We start from the raw sequence: 16,867 nt of genomic DNA on the forward strand, positions 1-16,867 counted from the left end.
CACCAGCACCCCCACGTCCCCGGCCCCCCTCGACCAGTCGTCAGAAGCACACCGGGCCATACCCCGGCCCAGCTCTGACAACCCATCCCCCACAGAAGGCAGGAACCTCCCGTGATCCGTCCCCGCCGCCTGCGCTCGACCCCGCAGATGCGCCGGCTCGTCGCCGAGACCCGGCTGCACGCCGCCGACCTCGTGCTCCCCCTGTTCATCAAGGAGGGCCTGACGGCGCCCAAGCCGCTCGGGTCCATGCCGGGCATCGTGCAGCACACCGAGGCGAGCCTCGCCGAGGCCGTCGCACAGGCCACCGCGGCCGGGGTCGGCGGCGTCATGCTGTTCGGCATCCCCGAGCACCGCGACGCGACCGGCTCGCAGGCCGACGCCCCCGACGGGATCCTCAACCGGGCCGTCCGCATCGCGCGCGACGCCGCCCGGGACGCCGCCGCGGGCACGGGCCGACCGGGACCGGTCGTCATGGCCGACCTGTGCCTCGACGAGTTCACCGACCACGGGCACTGCGGGGTCCTGACGACCGGCCCGGACGGCGACCTGGTCGTGGACAACGACGCGACCCTCGTCCGCTACGCCTCGATGGCCCGCGCGCTCGCCGAGGCGGGCGCGGAGGTCGTGGCGCCGTCGGGCATGATGGACGGCCAGGTCGCCGTGATCCGCGAGGCCCTCGACGACGCCGGGCACGCGGGCGTGAGCATCCTGGCGTACAGCGCCAAGTACGCGAGCGCGTTCTACGGTCCGTTCCGCGAGGCCGTCGACTCGACGCTCCAGGGCGACCGCCGCACCTACCAGATGGACTCCGCGAACTTCCGCCAGGGCCTGCGCGAGGCCGACCTCGACCTGGCCGAGGGCGCCGACATGGTCATGGTCAAGCCCGCGGGCTCGTACCTCGACGTGCTCGCGGCCGTGGCCGAGCGCAGCGACGTCCCCGTCGCCGCCTACCAGGTCTCGGGCGAGTACGCGATGATCGAGGCCGCGGCCGCGAACGGCTGGATCGACCGGCGCGGCGCCGTCCTGGAGTCCGTGCTCGGCATCAAGCGCGCGGGCGCCGACATCATCCTGACCTACTGGGCCCTCGAGATCGCAGAATGGATTCGGTGACACCGATGACGATCCACCCCGCCGGCTCCCCGGCGCACGCGACCACCCTCCACGACAACCACGAGGCGTTCGTGCGCGCCCAGGGCGCGATCCCCGGCGGCGTGAACTCGCCCGTGCGGGCCTACGGCTCGGTCGGCGGCGACCCGCGGTTCATCGCGAGCGCGCGTGGCGCGTACGTCACCGACGTCACGGGCCGCGAGTACGTGGACCTCGTGTGCTCGTGGGGTCCCGCGCTCCTGGGCCACGCGCACCCAGCAGTCGTCGCGGCCGTGCAGGACGCCGCTGCGCGCGGACTGTCGTTCGGCGCCCCGACGCTGGGCGAGGTCGACCTCGCGGAGGAGGTCCGCCGTCGGGTCCCCGCCGCCGAGCGCGTCCGCCTGGTCTCGACGGGCACCGAGGCGACCATGACCGCGGTGCGCCTCGCGCGCGGCTTCACGGGCCGCAACCTGATCATCAAGTTCGCGGGCTGCTACCACGGGCACGTCGACTCGCTGCTCGCCGAGGCGGGATCGGGCGTCGCGACGCTCGCGCTGCCCGGCTCGGCCGGCGTGACCGAGGCCAGCGCGGCCGAGACCCTCGTGCTGCCCTACAACGACCTCGACGCCGTCGAGCGCGCGTTCACCGAGCGCGGCTCGGAGATCGCCGCGGTCATCACCGAGGCAGCCCCGGCGAACATGGGGATCGTCCCGCCGGCCCCCGGCTACAACGAGGGCCTGCGCCGCATCACGTCCGCGCACGGCGCGCTGCTGATCCTCGACGAGGTCCTCACGGGCTTCCGCGTGGGTCCGAGCGGCTGGTGGGGCCTGGAGTCGGGCATGGTCGCGGGCGCCCTCCCCGAGTACACACCCGACCTCTTCACGTTCGGCAAGGTCATCGGCGGCGGCATGCCCGTCGCGGCACTGGGCGGACCGGCCTCGATCATGGACCAGCTCGCGCCGCTCGGCCCGGTCTACCAGGCGGGCACGCTCTCGGGGAACCCGGTCGCGGTCGCGGCGGGCCTCGCGACGCTGCGCCTGGCCGACGCCGCCGCGTACGCGCGCGTCGACCACGTCGCGCAGGTCGTGGGGGACGCCGCGAGCGCGGCCCTCGCTGCCGAGGGTGTCGCGCACCGCCTGCAGCGCTCGGGCAACCTGTTCTCGATCATGTTCGGCGACTTCGCCGCCGCGGCCGGGGTCCGCAACTACGCCCAGGCGCAGGCCCAGGACGCGTTCCGCTACAAGGCGTTCTTCCACGCGATGCTCGACGCCGGGGTCAACCTGCCGCCGTCGGTCTTCGAGGCGTGGTTCGTGTCGTCGGCGCACGACGACGCCGCGGTCGAGCGCATCCTCGCAGCGCTCCCGGACGGAGCGAAGGCCGCGGCGCGAGCCACGGCCTGAGCCCTGCACACCCGGCCCGGGCGCGGGGTGAGGGGGCCTGGTGGGTGAGCGGCGCCGTCGGGCACCTTCCTCCGTGCCCGACGGCGCCGCTCACCTCACGCCCTGCCGCGCCGTGGTGCACGGCGCGGCAGGCGGCCCCGCCGGTCGAGGGGCGCTCGACCGACGCTGGCCGGTCAGTAGGTGACCTGACCGGCCTTCTTGCCGAGGCTGCGGATCTGGAAGCCGAACGCGATGAGCGAGATGCCCCACACGAGGGCCACGATCGCGAGGATCCAGACGATCGACACGACACCCGCGCCGACGTTGAAGAGCACGAGCAGACCGAACACGAGCGACAGCAGGCCCGCGAAGACTCCCCAGCCCCAGCCGCTGCCGGGGACCTTGCGCAGCTCGATGCTCGCGATCGCCTGGAAGATCCCGAGGACCACGGCCCACAGACCCACGATCCACACGAGGACCTCGGCGGTCTTGCCGGGCCACACGAGCAGCACGATGCCGACCGCGACGCTCACGAGGCCGACCGTGACGAGCGCTGCGGTGCCGCCGGTCCCCCGGCGACGGATGCCCTCGACGATCTCGAACAGGCCGTCGACGAGCGTGAAGATCGCGACGATCCAGATGAAGACGACGGCCGTGATCTCCGGCCACGCGAGCGCGACGATGCCGAAGAGGATCGCGATCACGCCGCGGATCACGGGCCAGTACCAGACTTGCTTGGCGGCGGAGGAGAAGGCTGTGAGGATCGGGTCCTGCGTTGTCATGGTGGGCTCCTGACGTCGGGTCGAGTCCCGCCAGGAACGCTGGAGCACCGTCCGTGCGGGCTGTTCGGTTCTCATCGAACACCCGAAACGGCACGATGTCGTGGCGAACGTCGCATTCGTCGCAGAGGGCGGGCTGCGCGTGCGCGGCCGGGGGGGCACGGGCTGCCTGCGCGGGACCTTCGGCCCCTTGACAAGGGGATACCCCTCCCGGGTACCTTGGAGGGTGGTACCCAGTAGGGGTATCTGCGAGAGCGAACACGGAGGCCCCGCATGAGCGACACGACCACCCAGCACCCGGTCGAGCCGGGTCTTGCCCCTGCCCACACCGGCCCGCACGGATACGCCTCCGACAAGGAGGCCTACCTCAAGCGCATGCGCCGCATCGAGGGTCAGGTCCGCGGGATCGCCCGCATGATCGACGAGGACGTCTACTGCATCGACATCCTCACCCAGGTCTCCGCGGTGACCAAGGCCCTCCAGGCGGTGTCCATCGGACTCGTCGAGGACCACCTCGGCCACTGCGTCGTCGACGCCGCCCGGTCCTCCGAGGCCGAGGGCGCCGCCAAGGTCCGCGAGGCGTCCGAGGCCATCGCCCGACTCGTCCGCAGCTGACACCCACCCCCTCTCAAGGAGCACCCATGAGCACCGTCACCACCCTCGGCGTCACCGGCATGACCTGTGGCAACTGCGTCTCGCACGTGACCAAGGACGTCGGCGCGGTCGCCGGCGTCGAGAACATCAGCGTGGACCTGAACGTCGGCGGGGCCTCCGAGGTCACCGTGTTCTCGGACGACCCGCTCGACGAGGCCGCGCTGCGCGAGGCCGTGGACGAGGCCGGCTACGAGGTCACGAGCTACGAGGTCCAGCTCGACGCCCAGGCTGCGCAGTCGGCCGAGCAGGCCGCGGACCGCAAGGCGCACAACTGCGGCTGCGGCTGCGGCACGGACTCCGCGGCGGACGCGGCCCCGGCCGTGAAGACGTACGACCTCCAGGTCCCCCAGGCCTGACGCTCCCGGTCGCGACGGATCAGTTGTCAGAACCACGCCGGTCCATGCACCGGCCACGTTCTGACAACTGATCCGCGCAGTGGGCTTCAGCGCCCGTGAGGCCCCAGCCCCACGCACGCCCTGACCGCTCGACCCGCCCGACGACGGAGCACCGGCCGGGCGCCCGGCCCACGCTCCGCCGTCGGGCACCGCTCCACCCGCATGCCGCGTGCCGACGCCTCGGCCACGCCGCCCGCTGGACCGACGGTCGCACACCGTGACCCGCGACAGCTCGTGGAGCGCCCCCACCGTCCTCCGCCCGCGAACAGCGGGCCCGCGACGGAGAACCCCACCCGGCGAGACCCGCCGGACGCATCACCGGACCTCCCAGGAGCAACCATGACCACCCCCACCGGCCTGACCGCTGGCCCCACGTTCGTCGAGGTCGACCTCGCGATCGAGGGCATGACGTGCGCGTCGTGCGTCGCGCGCGTCGAGAAGCGGCTCAACCGCGTCGACGGCGCCCAGGCCACCGTGAACCTGCCGCTCGAGAGCGCGCACGTCGTGCTGCCCGACGGCGTGACCGACGCCGAGCTCGTCGCAGCGGTCGAGAAGGCGGGCTACCAGGCGCGGGTCACGGGACGGCGCGTCGCCGCGTCAGCGGTTGCCGCGAAGGCGGCTGCTGCGGCGCCCGTCGCTGAGCCTGTGGCGCCCACCGGCGGCGTGGTGACGGGCGCTCGTGCTGCCGGGGCCGGGGTTGGTGTCGGCGTCGCGACTCCCGCAGCCGGGACCTCGACGCCCGCCGCGGCCGAGTCCGCACCGGCGAGCCCCTCGGTTCGCCCGATGTCCGACGCGGCCCCGGCCGCGACCGACACCTCGGCCCCCACGCGCGACCGCGGCGCCGACCTCGCCCGACGACTCAAGGTCGCCGCGGTCCTCACGCTGCCCGTCGTGCTGCTGTCGATGATCCCGGCGCTGCAGTTCCCGGGCTGGCAGTGGGTCGTCACGGCCCTCGCGCTGCCGGTCGTGACGTGGGGCGCGTGGCCCTTCCACACCGCTGCCTTCCGTGCGGCCCGCCACGGCGCCTCGACCATGGACACGCTCGTGTCGATCGGCGTGATCGCCGCGACCCTGTGGTCGCTGTGGGCGCTGCTGCTGGGCGGCGCGGGAGAGATCGGCATGCAGATGCAGGTCTCGCTGCTGCCGTCGCGGGAGCATGCCGCGATGCCCGAGCTCTACTTCGAGGTCGCGGCCGTCGTCACGACGTTCCTCCTCGCGGGCCGCTGGTCCGAGCACCGCTCGCGCCGCAAGGCCGGCGACGCGCTGCGCTCGCTCCTCGCGATGGGCGCCAAGGACGCCGAGCGCGTCACGACCGGGCCCGACGGTCAGCGCGTGACCGAGCGCGTGCCCGTCACCGCCCTGCGCGAGGGCGACCTGTTCACGGTCCGCCCGGGCGAGAAGATCGCGACCGACGGCGTCGTGGTCGAGGGCAGCTCCGCCGTCGACACCTCTCTCCTGACGGGCGAGCCCGTGCCCGTCGACGTGACGCCGGGCGACGACGTCACCGGCGCGACCGTCAACACCTCGGGCCACCTGCTCGTCCGTGCGACGCGCGTCGGCGAGGAGACGACGCTCGCGCAGATCGGTCGCCTCGTGAGCCAGGCGCAGACGGGCAAGGCTCCCGTGCAGCGCCTCGCGGACCGGATCTCGGCCGTGTTCGTGCCGATCGTCCTCGTCCTGGCCGTGCTCACCCTGGGTGGCTGGCTGCTCGCGGGGGCGAGCACGCAGTTCGCGTTCACGGCGGCCGTGGCCGTGCTCATCATCGCGTGCCCGTGCGCCCTGGGGCTCGCGACGCCGACGGCCCTGCTCGTCGGGACGGGCCGCGGCGCGCAGCTCGGCATCCTCATCAAGGGCCCCGAGGTCCTCGAGTCCACGCGCCGCGTCGAGGTGATCGTGCTCGACAAGACCGGCACCGTGACGCAGGGGCGCATGGCCCTCGAGCGTGTGGTCACGCGCGACGGCGAGCTCGACCTGTCGTCGGAGCCGGCGCGGGCTGCTGCTGGTTCGTCGAGCGAGGGACCCGACGGCGCCGCTCACCACGCCCTGCGCCTCGCCGGCGCTGTCGAAGGGTTGAGCGAGCACCCGATCGCGCAGGCCGTCGCGGCTGCCGCGGCGCGGGTCGCGGGGGTCGGACCGGGGTCGGCTGCTCCTGAGGTGCCTGCCGGTGCTGGCGGCACCGTCGCAGAGCAGGTCGGGACAGCGGCTCTCGCGGCCTCCCCCGATCAGGTGTCAGAAGTACACCGGGCTATCCCCCGGCCCAGCTCTGACAACTCGTCCGTGGCGGGGGTCGAGACCGGGGGTGTCGAGACCGGGGCCGACGGCGTCGTGATCGGCTCCGCGCAGGTCTTCGACTTCGTGAGCTCTCCCGGTGGCGGGGTCAGCGGCCTGGTCCGCACCGCGCACTCGGGCCTGTCCCCCGCGGGAGCGCTCAACGCGCAGCGGGTCCTGGTCGGACGCCCGTCGTGGCTCGCCGAGCAGGGCATCACGTTCGACGCCTCGGAGCCCTCGAGCCCCGAGGACGAGGCTCGCCCCGGCACCGCGGGGACCGACCTGCGCCGCGCGTTCGACGAGGCCGAGTCCACGGGCGCGACCGCCGTCGTCGTCGCCTGGAACGGCACCGCCCAGGGCGTCCTGGTCCTGCGCGACCCGGTCAAGGAGACCTCGGCCCAGGCCGTGGCCGAGCTCCGCGAGCTGGGCCTGCGCCCCCTCCTCCTCACGGGCGACAACGCGGGCGCGGCGCGGGTCGCCGCCCGGCAGGTCGGCATCGCGGAGGAGGACGTGATCGCGCAGGTCCTGCCGCAGGACAAGGTCGACGTCGTCGCACGCCTGCGCGCCGAAGGTCGGGTCGTCGCGATGGTCGGGGACGGCGTGAACGACGCCGCAGCACTGGCCGGCGCTGACCTGGGGCTGGCCATGGGCACGGGCACCGACGTCGCGATCGAGGCGAGCGACATCACGCTGGTCCGCGGCGACCTGCGCTCGGCCGCGACGGCGATCCGGCTCTCGCGCCAGACGTTGCGCATCATCAAGCAGAACCTCTTCTGGGCCTTCGCCTACAACGTGGCGGCGATCCCGCTCGCGGCGGCGGGCCTGCTCAACCCGATGATCGCGGGGGCGGCGATGGCCATGAGCTCGGTGCTCGTCGTCGGGAACTCGCTGCGGCTGCGCTCGGCGGGCTGAGCACGGGCCTGCGCGGGCGGGGTTCTGCGCGGGCGGGGTTTGCCGGGGTGCCGAGAACGAGGTTCCGCGCAGTCGAGAACGGGGTTGCGGTCGCTATCCACCGGATAACGACCGCAACCCCGTTCTCGGCACCTGGAGAGGGCTCGACGGTGCCGGTCAGGACTACGACGCCCAGCCGGCCGCGATCGTCGCGACCGCCCCCACCATGAAGACTGCCGTGCAGGAGCCCCCGACGATCCGGGCGACCCGCATCGCCGGAGGCGTCGGGCCCTCCCCCGGGTCCAGGAGCCCCAGGCGCGCAGGACCGGCGAAGGAGGGGCGGACGGGGACGTGGAACTGGCGGACGTCGTCGTCGGTCAGTGCCGGCGGGGGCTCGTGCGCGAGCGCCGCCGCGGTCCGCCGATCGCGCAGCCGGCCGACCTGCAGCGCGTAGAAGGCCAGGACGCCGTACTGGCTCAGGTAGAACAGCCCCAGCGCGAGCACCGTCACGCCGAGGCAGACCGTCACGGCCGACTGCGAGGACCAGAGCACGGCACCGCCGACGACCGTGATCGCCGCCCCGAGCAGCAGCCACAGCGGCACCGTCCCCCAGCTGCGGGAGTGATCGGTCGTGTAGCGCGAGGCCGACCTCGTCGGCCTGCTCGAGTCCGCGAGCTGGTCGGCCAGGCTCGGCTTCTCGTCCTCCCACCACGCCACGGGTTCCACCTCTCGTCGTGGCGGTCCGGCGACCACCGCCTGGGAACAGTAGCGGCCATGGACCCAGGGCTCAACGGGGAGGACTGCCCATCGGTCGGCACCGACCGCGTGCCCGGCCGATCAGCACGTGCGAGCTGGAGAAGCGTGGCGGTGCTCGGCGGACCGAGGAGAAGAGGTCCCTCGCTCAGTCGGTGGTCGTTCGTCCTGCCGAGCACGAGGTTCCGCGCTGTCGAGAACGAGGTTGCGGTCGCTTTCCAGTGGATAGCGACCGCAACCTCGTTCTCGGCACCTCGTCGGCACCTCGTCGGCACCTCGTCGGCACCTCGTCAGCACCCAGAGGGCTACTTGAACCGGCGCCCCTCGTCCCGCCGGTACGCCCACACCGCCAGGACCGCGAACACCACGGTCCATCCCACCAGCACGACCCACGCGAGCGCGTACGCCGGCTCGCCCGTGAGCGCCTGGACCAGCAGGTCGCGACCGGCACGCGTCGGGGTGGTCATCGAGATCGTGTCGAGCCACGGCGGGAACAGGAACGGCGGCAGGAACAGGCCGCCCGCGAACGCGAGCGGGAACAGGATGACCTGCACCACGGGCAGCGCGGCCTTGGCCGAGAGCGAGTACCCGATCGCGATGCCCAGCAGCACGAACGGCACCGACACGAGCAGCACGGTCCCGACTCCCGCGAGCAGCTGCGACCACGTCACGGTGGCCGCGGTCAGCAACCACCCGATGAGGATGAGCGGCACGAGCCCGAACAGCGAGAAGATCCCGCCGTTGAGGATGCGCGCGATCATGCGCGGCGCGGGGCCCGCCGGCAGCGAGCGCAGGAACGGGTCGAACGGCAGCGCCCGGTCCTCCGCGACGCCCAGCCCGTACGTGAACAGGCTCGCGGAGCAGATCGCGAACAGCCCGAGCGACGCGACGGCCGTGGTCGCCGCGACAGGGTTGTCCGCGACCTCCTTCTGCGGCACGACGAAGAAGAACATCGCGAGCGCCGGGAACAGCAGGTTCCCGAGGACCGCGATCGGCACGCGCACGGTCTCGAGGAACTGGTACTTGAGGTGGATCCAGGTGAGGGTCGCGGCGCTGGGCGGACGCCCGCTCACGCCGGGGGTCGTGGTGACTGCGTCGAGGGTGCTCATCGCGCGCTCTCCTCCTCGGAGGTCCGGTCCAGGGTGCCCGACGGCGCCACGCCCGTCGGGGTTCCCGCGTCACCGCGGGAGGGGGGCGCGTCGGGCCTGACGAGCCCGGTGCTCGTCGGGCGCGAGGCGCGGGCCGGCCGGCCGGTCCCGGGTGCGCGTCCCGGAGGAGCACCACCCGCAGGGCCGCTCGCGACCATCTGCTCGAACGCCTCCTCGAGGCTCGCGCCCCGGATCTCGAGCCCGTGGAACGGCAGGCCCGAGGTCACGAGCGTGCGGACGAGCTCGTCGGCGTCGGCCGTGTACAGCTCGTAGCGCCAGCCAGCGGCAACAGTTCCGGCATCCCTGGTTCCCATGCCCCCGGCTCCGGCCCCGCTCTCCACCGCGGCGGCCCCACCGGATCCGCCGGCTCCCCCGGCGCCCCCCGCACCGCCCTCAGCGGTCCGCTCCGAACGCACCACGCCCGGCAGGTCGGTCCCCAGGTCCGCGGAGCTGCGCACGACGACGCGCCGCAGCCCGACGCGGCGCAGGATCGCGTCGAGCGTGTCGTCGGCCTTGACCACGCCCTGGTCGATCACGACGACGCGCTGCGCGAGCGCCTGCACCTCCTCGAGGTAGTGGCTCGTGAGCAGCACGGTCCCGCCGCCCGCGTGGTACTCGCGGATCGCGGCCCACAACGCCTGGCGCGCCCCGACGTCGAGCCCCGTGGTGGGCTCGTCGAGCAGCACGACCCGGGGCCGCCCGACGAGCGAGAGCGCGACCGCGAGCCGCCGCTTCTGCCCGCCGGACATGGCCCCGGTCTGGCGCCCCGCGAGCTCGGACAGCCCGAACTGCTCGAGCAGCTGACCCGTGGGCACGGGGTTCGCGTAGTGCCTGCCGACGAAGTCGACGACCTCGCGCACCTTGAGCGTCGCGGGCAGCCCGGTCTCCTGCGGCGTCAGGCCGAGCCCTTGCCGGGACGAGGCGTCGCGCGGGTTGCCGCCGAACAGACGCACGACGCCCGAGTCGGGCTTGCGCTGCCCGCTCACGAGCGAGAGCAGCGTCGACTTCCCGGCGCCGTTGGGGCCCAGAAGGCCCACGAGCTCGCCGGCCCCGACCTCGAGGGTCACGTCGTCGAGCGCGACGACGTCGCCGAAGCGGCGGGTCACGTGCTGCGCGGACACGAGGGACCCGCCAGGTGCCGAACCTCCTCGCGCGGCGGGACGGGCGGTGGTCGGCGGGGTCTCCCGTCCGGCGGCTGGGTGCTGGGTGGTCACGATCCGGCTCCTCTCAGGAGCGTGCTCAGGGACTCGGTGTAGACCTCGAAGGCGCGGCGCCCCCGAGGGGTCAAGCTGATGTAGGTGGCCGGCGTGCGGCCCTCGTGGGTCTTGGTGACCGTCACGTACTCGGCGTCCTCGAGCTTGCGCAGGTGTGTCGACAGGTTGCCCGCGGTCATGTCGAGCAGCTTCTGGAGCTTGGGGAACGCGATCTGGTCGCCCGCGCCGAGGGCCGCGAGCGTCGCGACGACGCGCAGGCGCGACTGGGCATGGATGACCGGGTCGAGCTCGACGTCAGGCACGGGCGCCTCCCGCGATCCGGCGCCGGGTCCGCAGACGCAGCACCTGCTCGACGAGCGCCATGAGCAGGAACCCGCCGCCGCCCGCGGCGGCCATGACGAGGTACAGGCCTGGCTGCCCCACGATCGTCGCGGCCCCGGCGACGAGCAGGATCCACACGCCCAGGACGTACAGGCGCGTCTCCTGCCACATGGCCCCACCGGCGAGGTACATGATCCCGACCACCAGGCACGACAGGGAGTTGCTCGCGAGCGCCATGACCTCGGGATTCGCTCCCGCCCGGGCGAGGCCGCCCAGGACCATGCTCATGGCGGCGAACGAGATGAACCAGGCCCAGCCGTAGAGCGCGCCCGAGCGGGCGCTCGCCCCGCGCACCCCGCTCACGCGGGTCATGATGTGCACGATCGTGATCGCCACGGCGCTCACGATGAGGAAGCTGAAGGCGAGGAAGGCCCAGGGCTCGGGCTGCCCGACGGCGCCACCCGCCCCGGTCGGTCCGGTCACCGCCCCCGCGGCGTCGGCCGTGCGCAGCGAGCTCACGGAGAGCGTCGTGTAGCCCAGCAGCCAGGCCAGCCCCCAGACCCCGTAGAGGACACGGCCGTCGGGCTCGACGTCCTTGGCCTTCTCCTGCTGGGCCGCGATGAGGCGCAGGCTCTCGGCAGGGTCGAGCGGCAGGTCGTCGTCGGGCTCCTGGACGGGTCCGGCGGTCTGGTCGGGATTCTGGGCGGGCACAGGGGGCTCCTTCTTCACCACGACGGTCGTGGTTTGCGCTGCAAACTACTTTGTAGCCTGCCAGGAGGAGCGGTCGAGCGCAAGGGGTCTCGGGCACGGGAAACGCGAGCCGCCTGCGCCGAGAAGTGAGTAGATGCCCCTGATCCGCGTGGATCAGGGGCATCTACTCACTTCTCGGCGTCGGCAGGTACGGACCTGGTGCGCGTCAGGACGTCGCGGAACCCGAGGTGCCCGCGGCACCCTCCGCGCCCGTGCCGCTCCCGGTCCCGCTGCCCGTCCCTGTACCGGGCAGCTGCTCGAGGTCGGTGCCTCCCGAGCCCGAACCGGCACCCGAGCCGCCGGTGTCCCCACCCGTCCCCGGCGTCGGGTCCGGGGCCGGGGTGACCGGGGTGGTGGGATCGGGGTCCGGGACCGTGGTCGGCGGGTCGGTCGGTGCAGGGGCCGGCACGCTCTCGCTCGGCGCCGGGCTGGGCGTGGTGCCCGAGCTCGGCACGTCGGTCGAGGGATCGGTCGTGCCGCCCGTCGTGTCGCCGGTGTCCCCGGTCGAGGCGGGCTCGCGCGAGACGACGTGGCTGATGGTCGTCCCCGAGCCCTCCTCGCCGCGCAGGATCTCGCTCAGGGGCCGTCCGGCGATCACCTCGACCAGGGTCACGCCCACGAGGAGCACGACGAACACCGCGACGGTCGACAGGATCAGGGTCCGCCGGCTGGGCCGACGCGAGTCCGTCGGCTCGTCGCCCGCTTCCCCGTCGCCCGAGGCGCTGCCGTCCTCCAGACGGTCCGTGGCGCCGTCGGGCCCGTCCCCTGCCTGCGCGCCCGCCGCGGTGCGCAGGTCGTCGAGGTGCGTGCCCTCGAGGTCGTCGGGGCCCAGCACCGCAGTGTCGCCGAGCCGCGCGGTGTCGCCGACCGCGGGGAGCACCGCGGTGCCGCGACCCCCGGTCGCGTCCGTGCCCTCCCCCGACTCACCGGCGGAGCCGTCCGAGCCCCCGGCGCCCTGTCCGTGCGAACCCGCGAGCGTCGGCAGCAGGACCTTGCGCCCGTTCTTGCCGACCGGCAGGACCACGCCCGCCTGGAGCGCCGCCTTCATCTGGCGTCGCGTCTTGAGGATCGAGCGCGTGTAGATGTTGTTCCCGACGATCGTCAGGACCGAGGCGATGCCCGCACCGATGATCGTCCCGGCGACCCCCAGGTACGACAGCAGGACCGTCGAGCTCACCGCAGCGAGCGCGCTCGCCACGACCTGCGTGACGCTGATGCCTGGCGGCTTCTCGTCGAGGTCGTCGGCGGGGTCGTTCGGTGCTGCAGAGTCGTCTCGGGCGGTCGGGCTGATGGAGGGGGGTCTGTTCGAAGTCACGGTCCTCCCAGCGTAGGAAACGGGTCTGCACGCCCCCCGGACGCCTGTTGACCAACCCACGAGGATTGTGTGAAGACCGCTCGGCGCGCCTTCGCACGGGGTGCTATAACGACCAGGTGACCACTCCTCCCGGCACTCCCCCCGGCTCTGGCGCCGAGCCAGCAGCACCGACCGGCACGCCGCGCGAGCCCGGAGCAGCGGGGGTCGGTGTGGCACCCACAGGCGAGGCCGGGGGCGGGAAGCGGTCGCGCTGGGCCCCCACGACGGCCGACCGCCCCGAGACCCGCCGCCGCATCGGGGCCGAGATCTGGATCCTGCTGGGACTGAGCCTCGGCCGGTCCGGGGTCTACGCGGTCGTTAACATCGTCGCGCGCCTCACCGAGGGCACCCCGCTCGCCCAGCAGAGCGCGAGCCTCAACAACAGCCAGTCGCCCCGCCCGTACCTCGACCTGACCTACCAGATCCTCAGCATCGGGTTCGCGCTCATCCCGGTCGCGCTCGCGCTCTACCTGCTCTCGGCGCGCGGTCGGTCGGTCACGCGGGCGATCGGGCTCGACGGCAGCCGGCCGTGGCGCGACACGGGCTGGGGCGTCGCGCTCGCCGCGGTCATCGGCATCCCGGGCCTGGGGCTGTACGTCGCCGGGCGTGCCCTCGGGATCACGGTCGAGGTCAACCCGGCCAACCTCGCGGACTACTGGTGGACCGTGCCGATCCTGATCCTCGCGGCCCTCCAGAACGGCCTGCTCGAGGAGGTCATCGCGGTCGCGTACCTGTTCGAGCGCACCAAGGACCTGGGCTGGGGACGCGTGAAGTTCGTCGTGTGGAGCTCGCTGCTGCGCGGCTCGTACCACCTGTACCAGGGCATCGGGCCGTTCGTCGGGAACGTGGTCATGGGCGTCGTGTTCTCGTGGTTCTACACGAGCAGGTGGGGGCGGCACCGGGTGGTCCCGCTCGTGATCGCCCACACGATCCTCGACGTGGTCGCGTTCGTGGGCTACGCCCTGCTGCCGCGCGAGTGGCTCGAGGCGCTGGGCGTCGGATAGTGGCACATCGCTGAGTGCGGAGCTCTTGCGCGACACGCCGGGCGCGTCGCGCAAGAGCTCCGCACTCAGCGGACCGTCAGACCCGCAGCGGAACTCAGACCCGCAGCGCCGCCAGCTCCTCCCGGCGCTCGGCCTGGAGCACCGGGTCCGGCACGGGCAGCGAGGCCAGGAGCTGCTTGGTGTACGTGTGCTGCGGCGCGCCCAGCACCTCGGCCGACGTGCCCTCCTCGACGAGCCGGCCCCGGTAGAGCACCGCGATCCGGTCGGCGAGCAGGTCCACGACCGCGAGGTCGTGGCTGATGAAGAGGCACGCGAACCCCAGCTCGCGCTGGAGCTCGGCGAACAGCTCGAGCACGCGCGCCTGGACCGACACGTCGAGCGCAGACGTCGGCTCGTCCGCGACGAGCAGCTCGGGATCGAGCGCGAGCGCGCGGGCCAGGCTCGCGCGCTGACGCTGGCCGCCGCTCAGCTCGTGCGGGTAGCGGTCGCCGTACGCACGCGGGAGCTGGACCGACTCGAGCAGCTCGTCGACGCGTCCCCGGGCGTCCCCCGCGTCGGCAGCCCGCCCGTGCACCACGAGCGGCTCGGCCACGCACTCGGCGATCGTGAGCAACGGGTTGAAGCTCGACGCCGGGTCCTGGAACACGAACCCGATGCGCGGACGCACGGGCCGCACCTCGCGCTCCCGAGCGCCCCGCATCTCGACGCCCAGCACCGACAGCGATCCGCCCGTCACGGGCGTGAGACCGCCGATGGCCCGGCCGATCGTCGTCTTGCCCGAGCCCGACTCGCCCACGAGCCCCAGCACCTCGCCGGGACGGATCGACAGGTCCACCCCGTCGACCGCGACGAACGCGGGCTTGCGGAAACGCCCCGGGTACTCGATCCGCAGCCCCTGGGCCACGACGACGGGTTCCCCCTCGGCCCAGCCGTCGGCGCGGGCCTCGACCCGGGCCGCCGCGTTGACCACGCCCCCGCCGACGCGGGGCACCGCGTCCAGGAGCGCGCGCGTGTACTCGGCCTGCGGGTCCTCGAACAGCGACCGCACGTCGGCCTGCTCGACGACCTTGCCCTGGTACATCACGGCCACGCGGTCCGCGAGGTCCGCGACCACGCCCATGTTGTGCGTGATGAGCACGATCGCGGTCCCGAACTCGTCGCGGCAGCGCCGCAGCAGGTCGAGGATCTCGGCCTGGACGGTCACGTCGAGCGCGGTCGTCGGCTCGTCCGCGACGATGAGCCCGGGGTCGAGCACGAGCGCCATCGCGATGACGATGCGCTGCTTCTGCCCGCCCGAGAACTGGTGCGGGTACTTGTCGACCGCCGTCTCGGGGTCGGGGATCCCGACCCTGCGCAGCACGTCGACCGCCTGCCGGCGCCCTTCCGCACGGCGCACGCGCCGGTGCGCGCGCAGCCCCTCGACGATCTGCCACCCCACGGTGAAGACGGGGTTGAGCGCGGCCGACGGCTCCTGGAAGACCATCGCGACGTCCGTGCCGCGCACGGCCCGGAGCTGGGACCGGGTCAGGCTCACGACGTCGGACCCGCCCGTCCCCTCCTTGTTCGACAGCACGACGGCGCCACGCGCCGTCGCGGTCTCCGGCAGCAGACCGAGGATCGTCTTGGCCGTCACGGTCTTGCCGCTGCCGCTCTCGCCGACGACCGCGAGCACCTCCCCCGGGGCGACCTCGAGGTCGACCCCGTCGACCGCCAGGATCGGTCCGGCGTCGGTCGCGAACGAGACCGTGAGGTCCCGGATGGTGACGACCGCGCCCTGCTCGCGCGACGTCGTCGGGCCTTCGCATGCTGCCTGCTGCGCGCTCACGGGCGCACCTCGATTCCCTCGTCGCCCAGCGTCCCCGAACCTTCCAGACCACCCAGACCCGCCGGGCCGGCCACGAGCGAGCCTCCCGGCACGACCGACGTCTCCGCGACCTCGCCCGCACCGACGGCCGCCGCCCGGCGGCTGCGCAGGCGGGGGTCGGCCAGGTCGTTGAGGCTCTCGCCCACGAGCGTGATGCCCAGGACCGCGAGCACGATCGCGAGGCCCGGGAAGAGCGCGGTCCACCAGATCCCGCTCGTCACGTCGGACAACGACTTGTTGAGGTCGTAGCCCCACTCGGCCGCGGCCGTCGGCTCGATCCCGAAGCCCAGGAACCCGAGCCCCGCAAGCGTGAGGATCGCCTCCGACGCATTGAGCGTCACGATGAGCGGGAGCGTGCGCGTCGCGTTGCGCAGCACGTGCCGACCCATGATCCGGCGGTGCGGCGTGCCGATCACGCGCGCCGAGTCGATGTACGCCTCGGCCTTGATCCGCACGGTCTCGGCGCGGATCACGCGGAAGTACTGCGGGATGAAGACCACGGTGATCGAGAGCGCGGCCGCGAGGATGCCGCCCCACAGCTTGGACTGGCCTCCGCTGATGACGATCGCGAGCAGGATCGCGAGGAGCAGCGACGGGAACGCGTAGATCGCGTCGCACAGGACCACGAGCACGCGGTCGAGCCAGCCGCCGAAGTACCCCGAGACCAGGCCCAGCAGGATGCCGATCACGATCGACGCCGCGATCGCGACCACGATCACCAGGGCCGCGGTCTGCGCGCCCCAGATCACGCGCGACAGGACGTCGTAGCCGCCCACGGTCGTGCCGAGCAGGTGCTCGGCCGACGGCGGCTGCTGCGCGCCGAACGCCCCGTCCGCGTTGCGGAGCTGGCTGTACCCGTAGGGCGCGAGCAGCGGCGCGGCCAGGGCCGTGAGGAGGAAGAGCCCCGTGATGATCAGGCCCGCGACGAGCATGCCGCGCTGGAGCCCGACGCTCTGGCGGAGCTGGTGGACCACGGGCAGGCGTCCCCAGGAGAGTCGTCGTGCCAT

The 16,867-nt window shown here is 73.2% G+C and carries 15 protein-coding genes; 6 read left to right on the forward strand and 9 right to left on the reverse strand.

Going from position 1 to position 16,867, the window contains the following annotated elements; all coding sequences use genetic code 11:
- Positions 1 to 147: 147 nt before the first annotated feature.
- Complete coding sequence (gene hemB, locus OERS_RS05320) at positions 148 to 1,110, forward strand: porphobilinogen synthase (RefSeq protein ID WP_068625070.1); 963 nt, start codon at positions 148 to 150, stop codon at positions 1,108 to 1,110.
- Positions 1,111 to 1,115: 5 nt separating this feature from the next.
- Positions 1,116 to 2,486: a glutamate-1-semialdehyde 2,1-aminomutase gene (gene hemL / locus OERS_RS05325; protein ID WP_068625023.1), complete on the forward strand. Its 1,371-nt coding sequence runs from the start codon at positions 1,116 to 1,118 to the stop codon at positions 2,484 to 2,486.
- A 173-nt stretch (positions 2,487 to 2,659) separates the two neighbouring features.
- Here hemL and OERS_RS05330 read toward each other — a convergent pair whose 3' ends face one another.
- Positions 2,660 to 3,247: an HdeD family acid-resistance protein gene (locus tag OERS_RS05330; protein ID WP_056644498.1), complete on the reverse strand. Its 588-nt coding sequence runs from the start codon at positions 3,245 to 3,247 to the stop codon at positions 2,660 to 2,662.
- Positions 3,248 to 3,517: 270 nt separating this feature from the next.
- On the opposite strand from OERS_RS05330, the gene OERS_RS05335 reads away from it, so the two are divergent.
- The 3 genes from OERS_RS05335 (at position 3,518) to OERS_RS05345 (ending at position 7,473) form a co-directional block, all read left to right on the forward strand.
- Positions 3,518 to 3,859: a metal-sensitive transcriptional regulator gene (locus tag OERS_RS05335; protein ID WP_082608341.1), complete on the forward strand. Its 342-nt coding sequence runs from the start codon at positions 3,518 to 3,520 to the stop codon at positions 3,857 to 3,859.
- A 26-nt stretch (positions 3,860 to 3,885) separates the two neighbouring features.
- Positions 3,886 to 4,254, forward strand: a complete 369-nt coding sequence (locus OERS_RS05340; protein WP_068625024.1) for a heavy-metal-associated domain-containing protein — start codon at positions 3,886 to 3,888, stop codon at positions 4,252 to 4,254.
- A gap of 378 nt (positions 4,255 to 4,632) precedes the next feature.
- Complete coding sequence (locus OERS_RS05345; protein WP_068625025.1) at positions 4,633 to 7,473, forward strand: heavy metal translocating P-type ATPase; 2,841 nt, start codon at positions 4,633 to 4,635, stop codon at positions 7,471 to 7,473.
- A gap of 162 nt (positions 7,474 to 7,635) precedes the next feature.
- Here the strand turns inward: OERS_RS05345 and OERS_RS05350 are convergent, their stop codons facing one another.
- The 6 genes from OERS_RS05350 to OERS_RS05375 all read right to left on the reverse strand — a co-directional run bounded on the left by OERS_RS05350 (position 7,636) and on the right by OERS_RS05375 (position 12,953).
- Positions 7,636 to 8,169 carry a hypothetical protein gene (locus OERS_RS05350; protein ID WP_139107710.1) on the reverse strand — a complete coding sequence of 178 codons (534 nt, stop codon included), beginning with the start codon at positions 8,167 to 8,169 and terminating at the stop codon, positions 7,636 to 7,638.
- 341 nt (positions 8,170 to 8,510) lie between these two features.
- Positions 8,511 to 9,314, reverse strand: a complete 804-nt coding sequence (locus OERS_RS05355) for an ABC transporter permease (protein ID WP_056644487.1) — start codon at positions 9,312 to 9,314, stop codon at positions 8,511 to 8,513.
- Positions 9,311 to 10,567: an ABC transporter ATP-binding protein gene (locus tag OERS_RS05360; protein WP_322788281.1), complete on the reverse strand. Its 1,257-nt coding sequence runs from the start codon at positions 10,565 to 10,567 to the stop codon at positions 9,311 to 9,313. The genes OERS_RS05355 and OERS_RS05360 overlap by 4 nt, the downstream gene beginning before the upstream one ends.
- Positions 10,564 to 10,869, reverse strand: coding sequence for a transcriptional regulator (locus OERS_RS05365; RefSeq protein WP_056644484.1), 306 nt, complete (start codon positions 10,867 to 10,869; stop codon positions 10,564 to 10,566). The genes OERS_RS05360 and OERS_RS05365 overlap by 4 nt, the downstream gene beginning before the upstream one ends.
- Entirely contained in the window at positions 10,862 to 11,599 is a 738-nt protein-coding gene (locus tag OERS_RS05370) for a hypothetical protein (protein WP_248948376.1), read from the reverse strand. Before OERS_RS05370 ends, OERS_RS05365 begins: the two co-directional genes overlap by 8 nt.
- A gap of 205 nt (positions 11,600 to 11,804) precedes the next feature.
- The gene (locus OERS_RS05375) at positions 11,805 to 12,953 is read right to left on the reverse strand and encodes a hypothetical protein (protein ID WP_068625027.1); all 1,149 of its coding nucleotides are present in this window, start codon (positions 12,951 to 12,953) and stop codon (positions 11,805 to 11,807) included.
- 293 nt (positions 12,954 to 13,246) lie between these two features.
- Here OERS_RS05375 and OERS_RS05380 point away from each other — a divergent pair, with 293 nt between their 5' ends.
- Positions 13,247 to 13,996, forward strand: a complete 750-nt coding sequence (locus OERS_RS05380; RefSeq protein WP_068625072.1) for a CPBP family intramembrane glutamic endopeptidase — start codon at positions 13,247 to 13,249, stop codon at positions 13,994 to 13,996.
- Positions 13,997 to 14,090: 94 nt separating this feature from the next.
- Here the strand turns inward: OERS_RS05380 and OERS_RS05385 are convergent, their stop codons facing one another.
- Positions 14,091 to 15,821: a dipeptide ABC transporter ATP-binding protein gene (locus OERS_RS05385; protein WP_068625028.1), complete on the reverse strand. Its 1,731-nt coding sequence runs from the start codon at positions 15,819 to 15,821 to the stop codon at positions 14,091 to 14,093.
- The gene (locus OERS_RS05390; protein WP_056644471.1) at positions 15,818 to 16,867 is read right to left on the reverse strand and encodes an ABC transporter permease; all 1,050 of its coding nucleotides are present in this window, start codon (positions 16,865 to 16,867) and stop codon (positions 15,818 to 15,820) included. Before OERS_RS05390 ends, OERS_RS05385 begins: the two co-directional genes overlap by 4 nt.

Source organism: Oerskovia enterophila (assembly GCF_001692445.1).
GTDB classification, from domain to species: Bacteria; Actinomycetota; Actinomycetes; order Actinomycetales; family Cellulomonadaceae; genus Oerskovia; species Oerskovia enterophila.

What these genes read in the sequence shown, in the direction of transcription:
- hemB (WP_068625070.1), top strand. Translation starts at nt 148, where the DNA reads ATGCGCCGGCTCGTCGCCGAGACCCGGCTGCACGCCGCCGACCTCGTG.
- hemL (WP_068625023.1), top strand. Translation starts at nt 1,116, where the DNA reads ATGACGATCCACCCCGCCGGCTCCCCGGCGCACGCGACCACCCTCCAC.
- OERS_RS05330 (WP_056644498.1), bottom strand. Translation starts at nt 3,247, where the DNA reads ATGACAACGCAGGACCCGATCCTCACAGCCTTCTCCTCCGCCGCCAAG.
- OERS_RS05335 (WP_082608341.1), top strand. Translation starts at nt 3,518, where the DNA reads ATGAGCGACACGACCACCCAGCACCCGGTCGAGCCGGGTCTTGCCCCT.
- OERS_RS05340 (WP_068625024.1), top strand. Translation starts at nt 3,886, where the DNA reads ATGAGCACCGTCACCACCCTCGGCGTCACCGGCATGACCTGTGGCAAC.
- OERS_RS05345 (WP_068625025.1), top strand. Translation starts at nt 4,633, where the DNA reads ATGACCACCCCCACCGGCCTGACCGCTGGCCCCACGTTCGTCGAGGTC.
- OERS_RS05355 (WP_056644487.1), bottom strand. Translation starts at nt 9,314, where the DNA reads ATGAGCACCCTCGACGCAGTCACCACGACCCCCGGCGTGAGCGGGCGT.
- OERS_RS05390 (WP_056644471.1), bottom strand. Translation starts at nt 16,867, where the DNA reads ATGGCACGACGACTCTCCTGGGGACGCCTGCCCGTGGTCCACCAGCTC.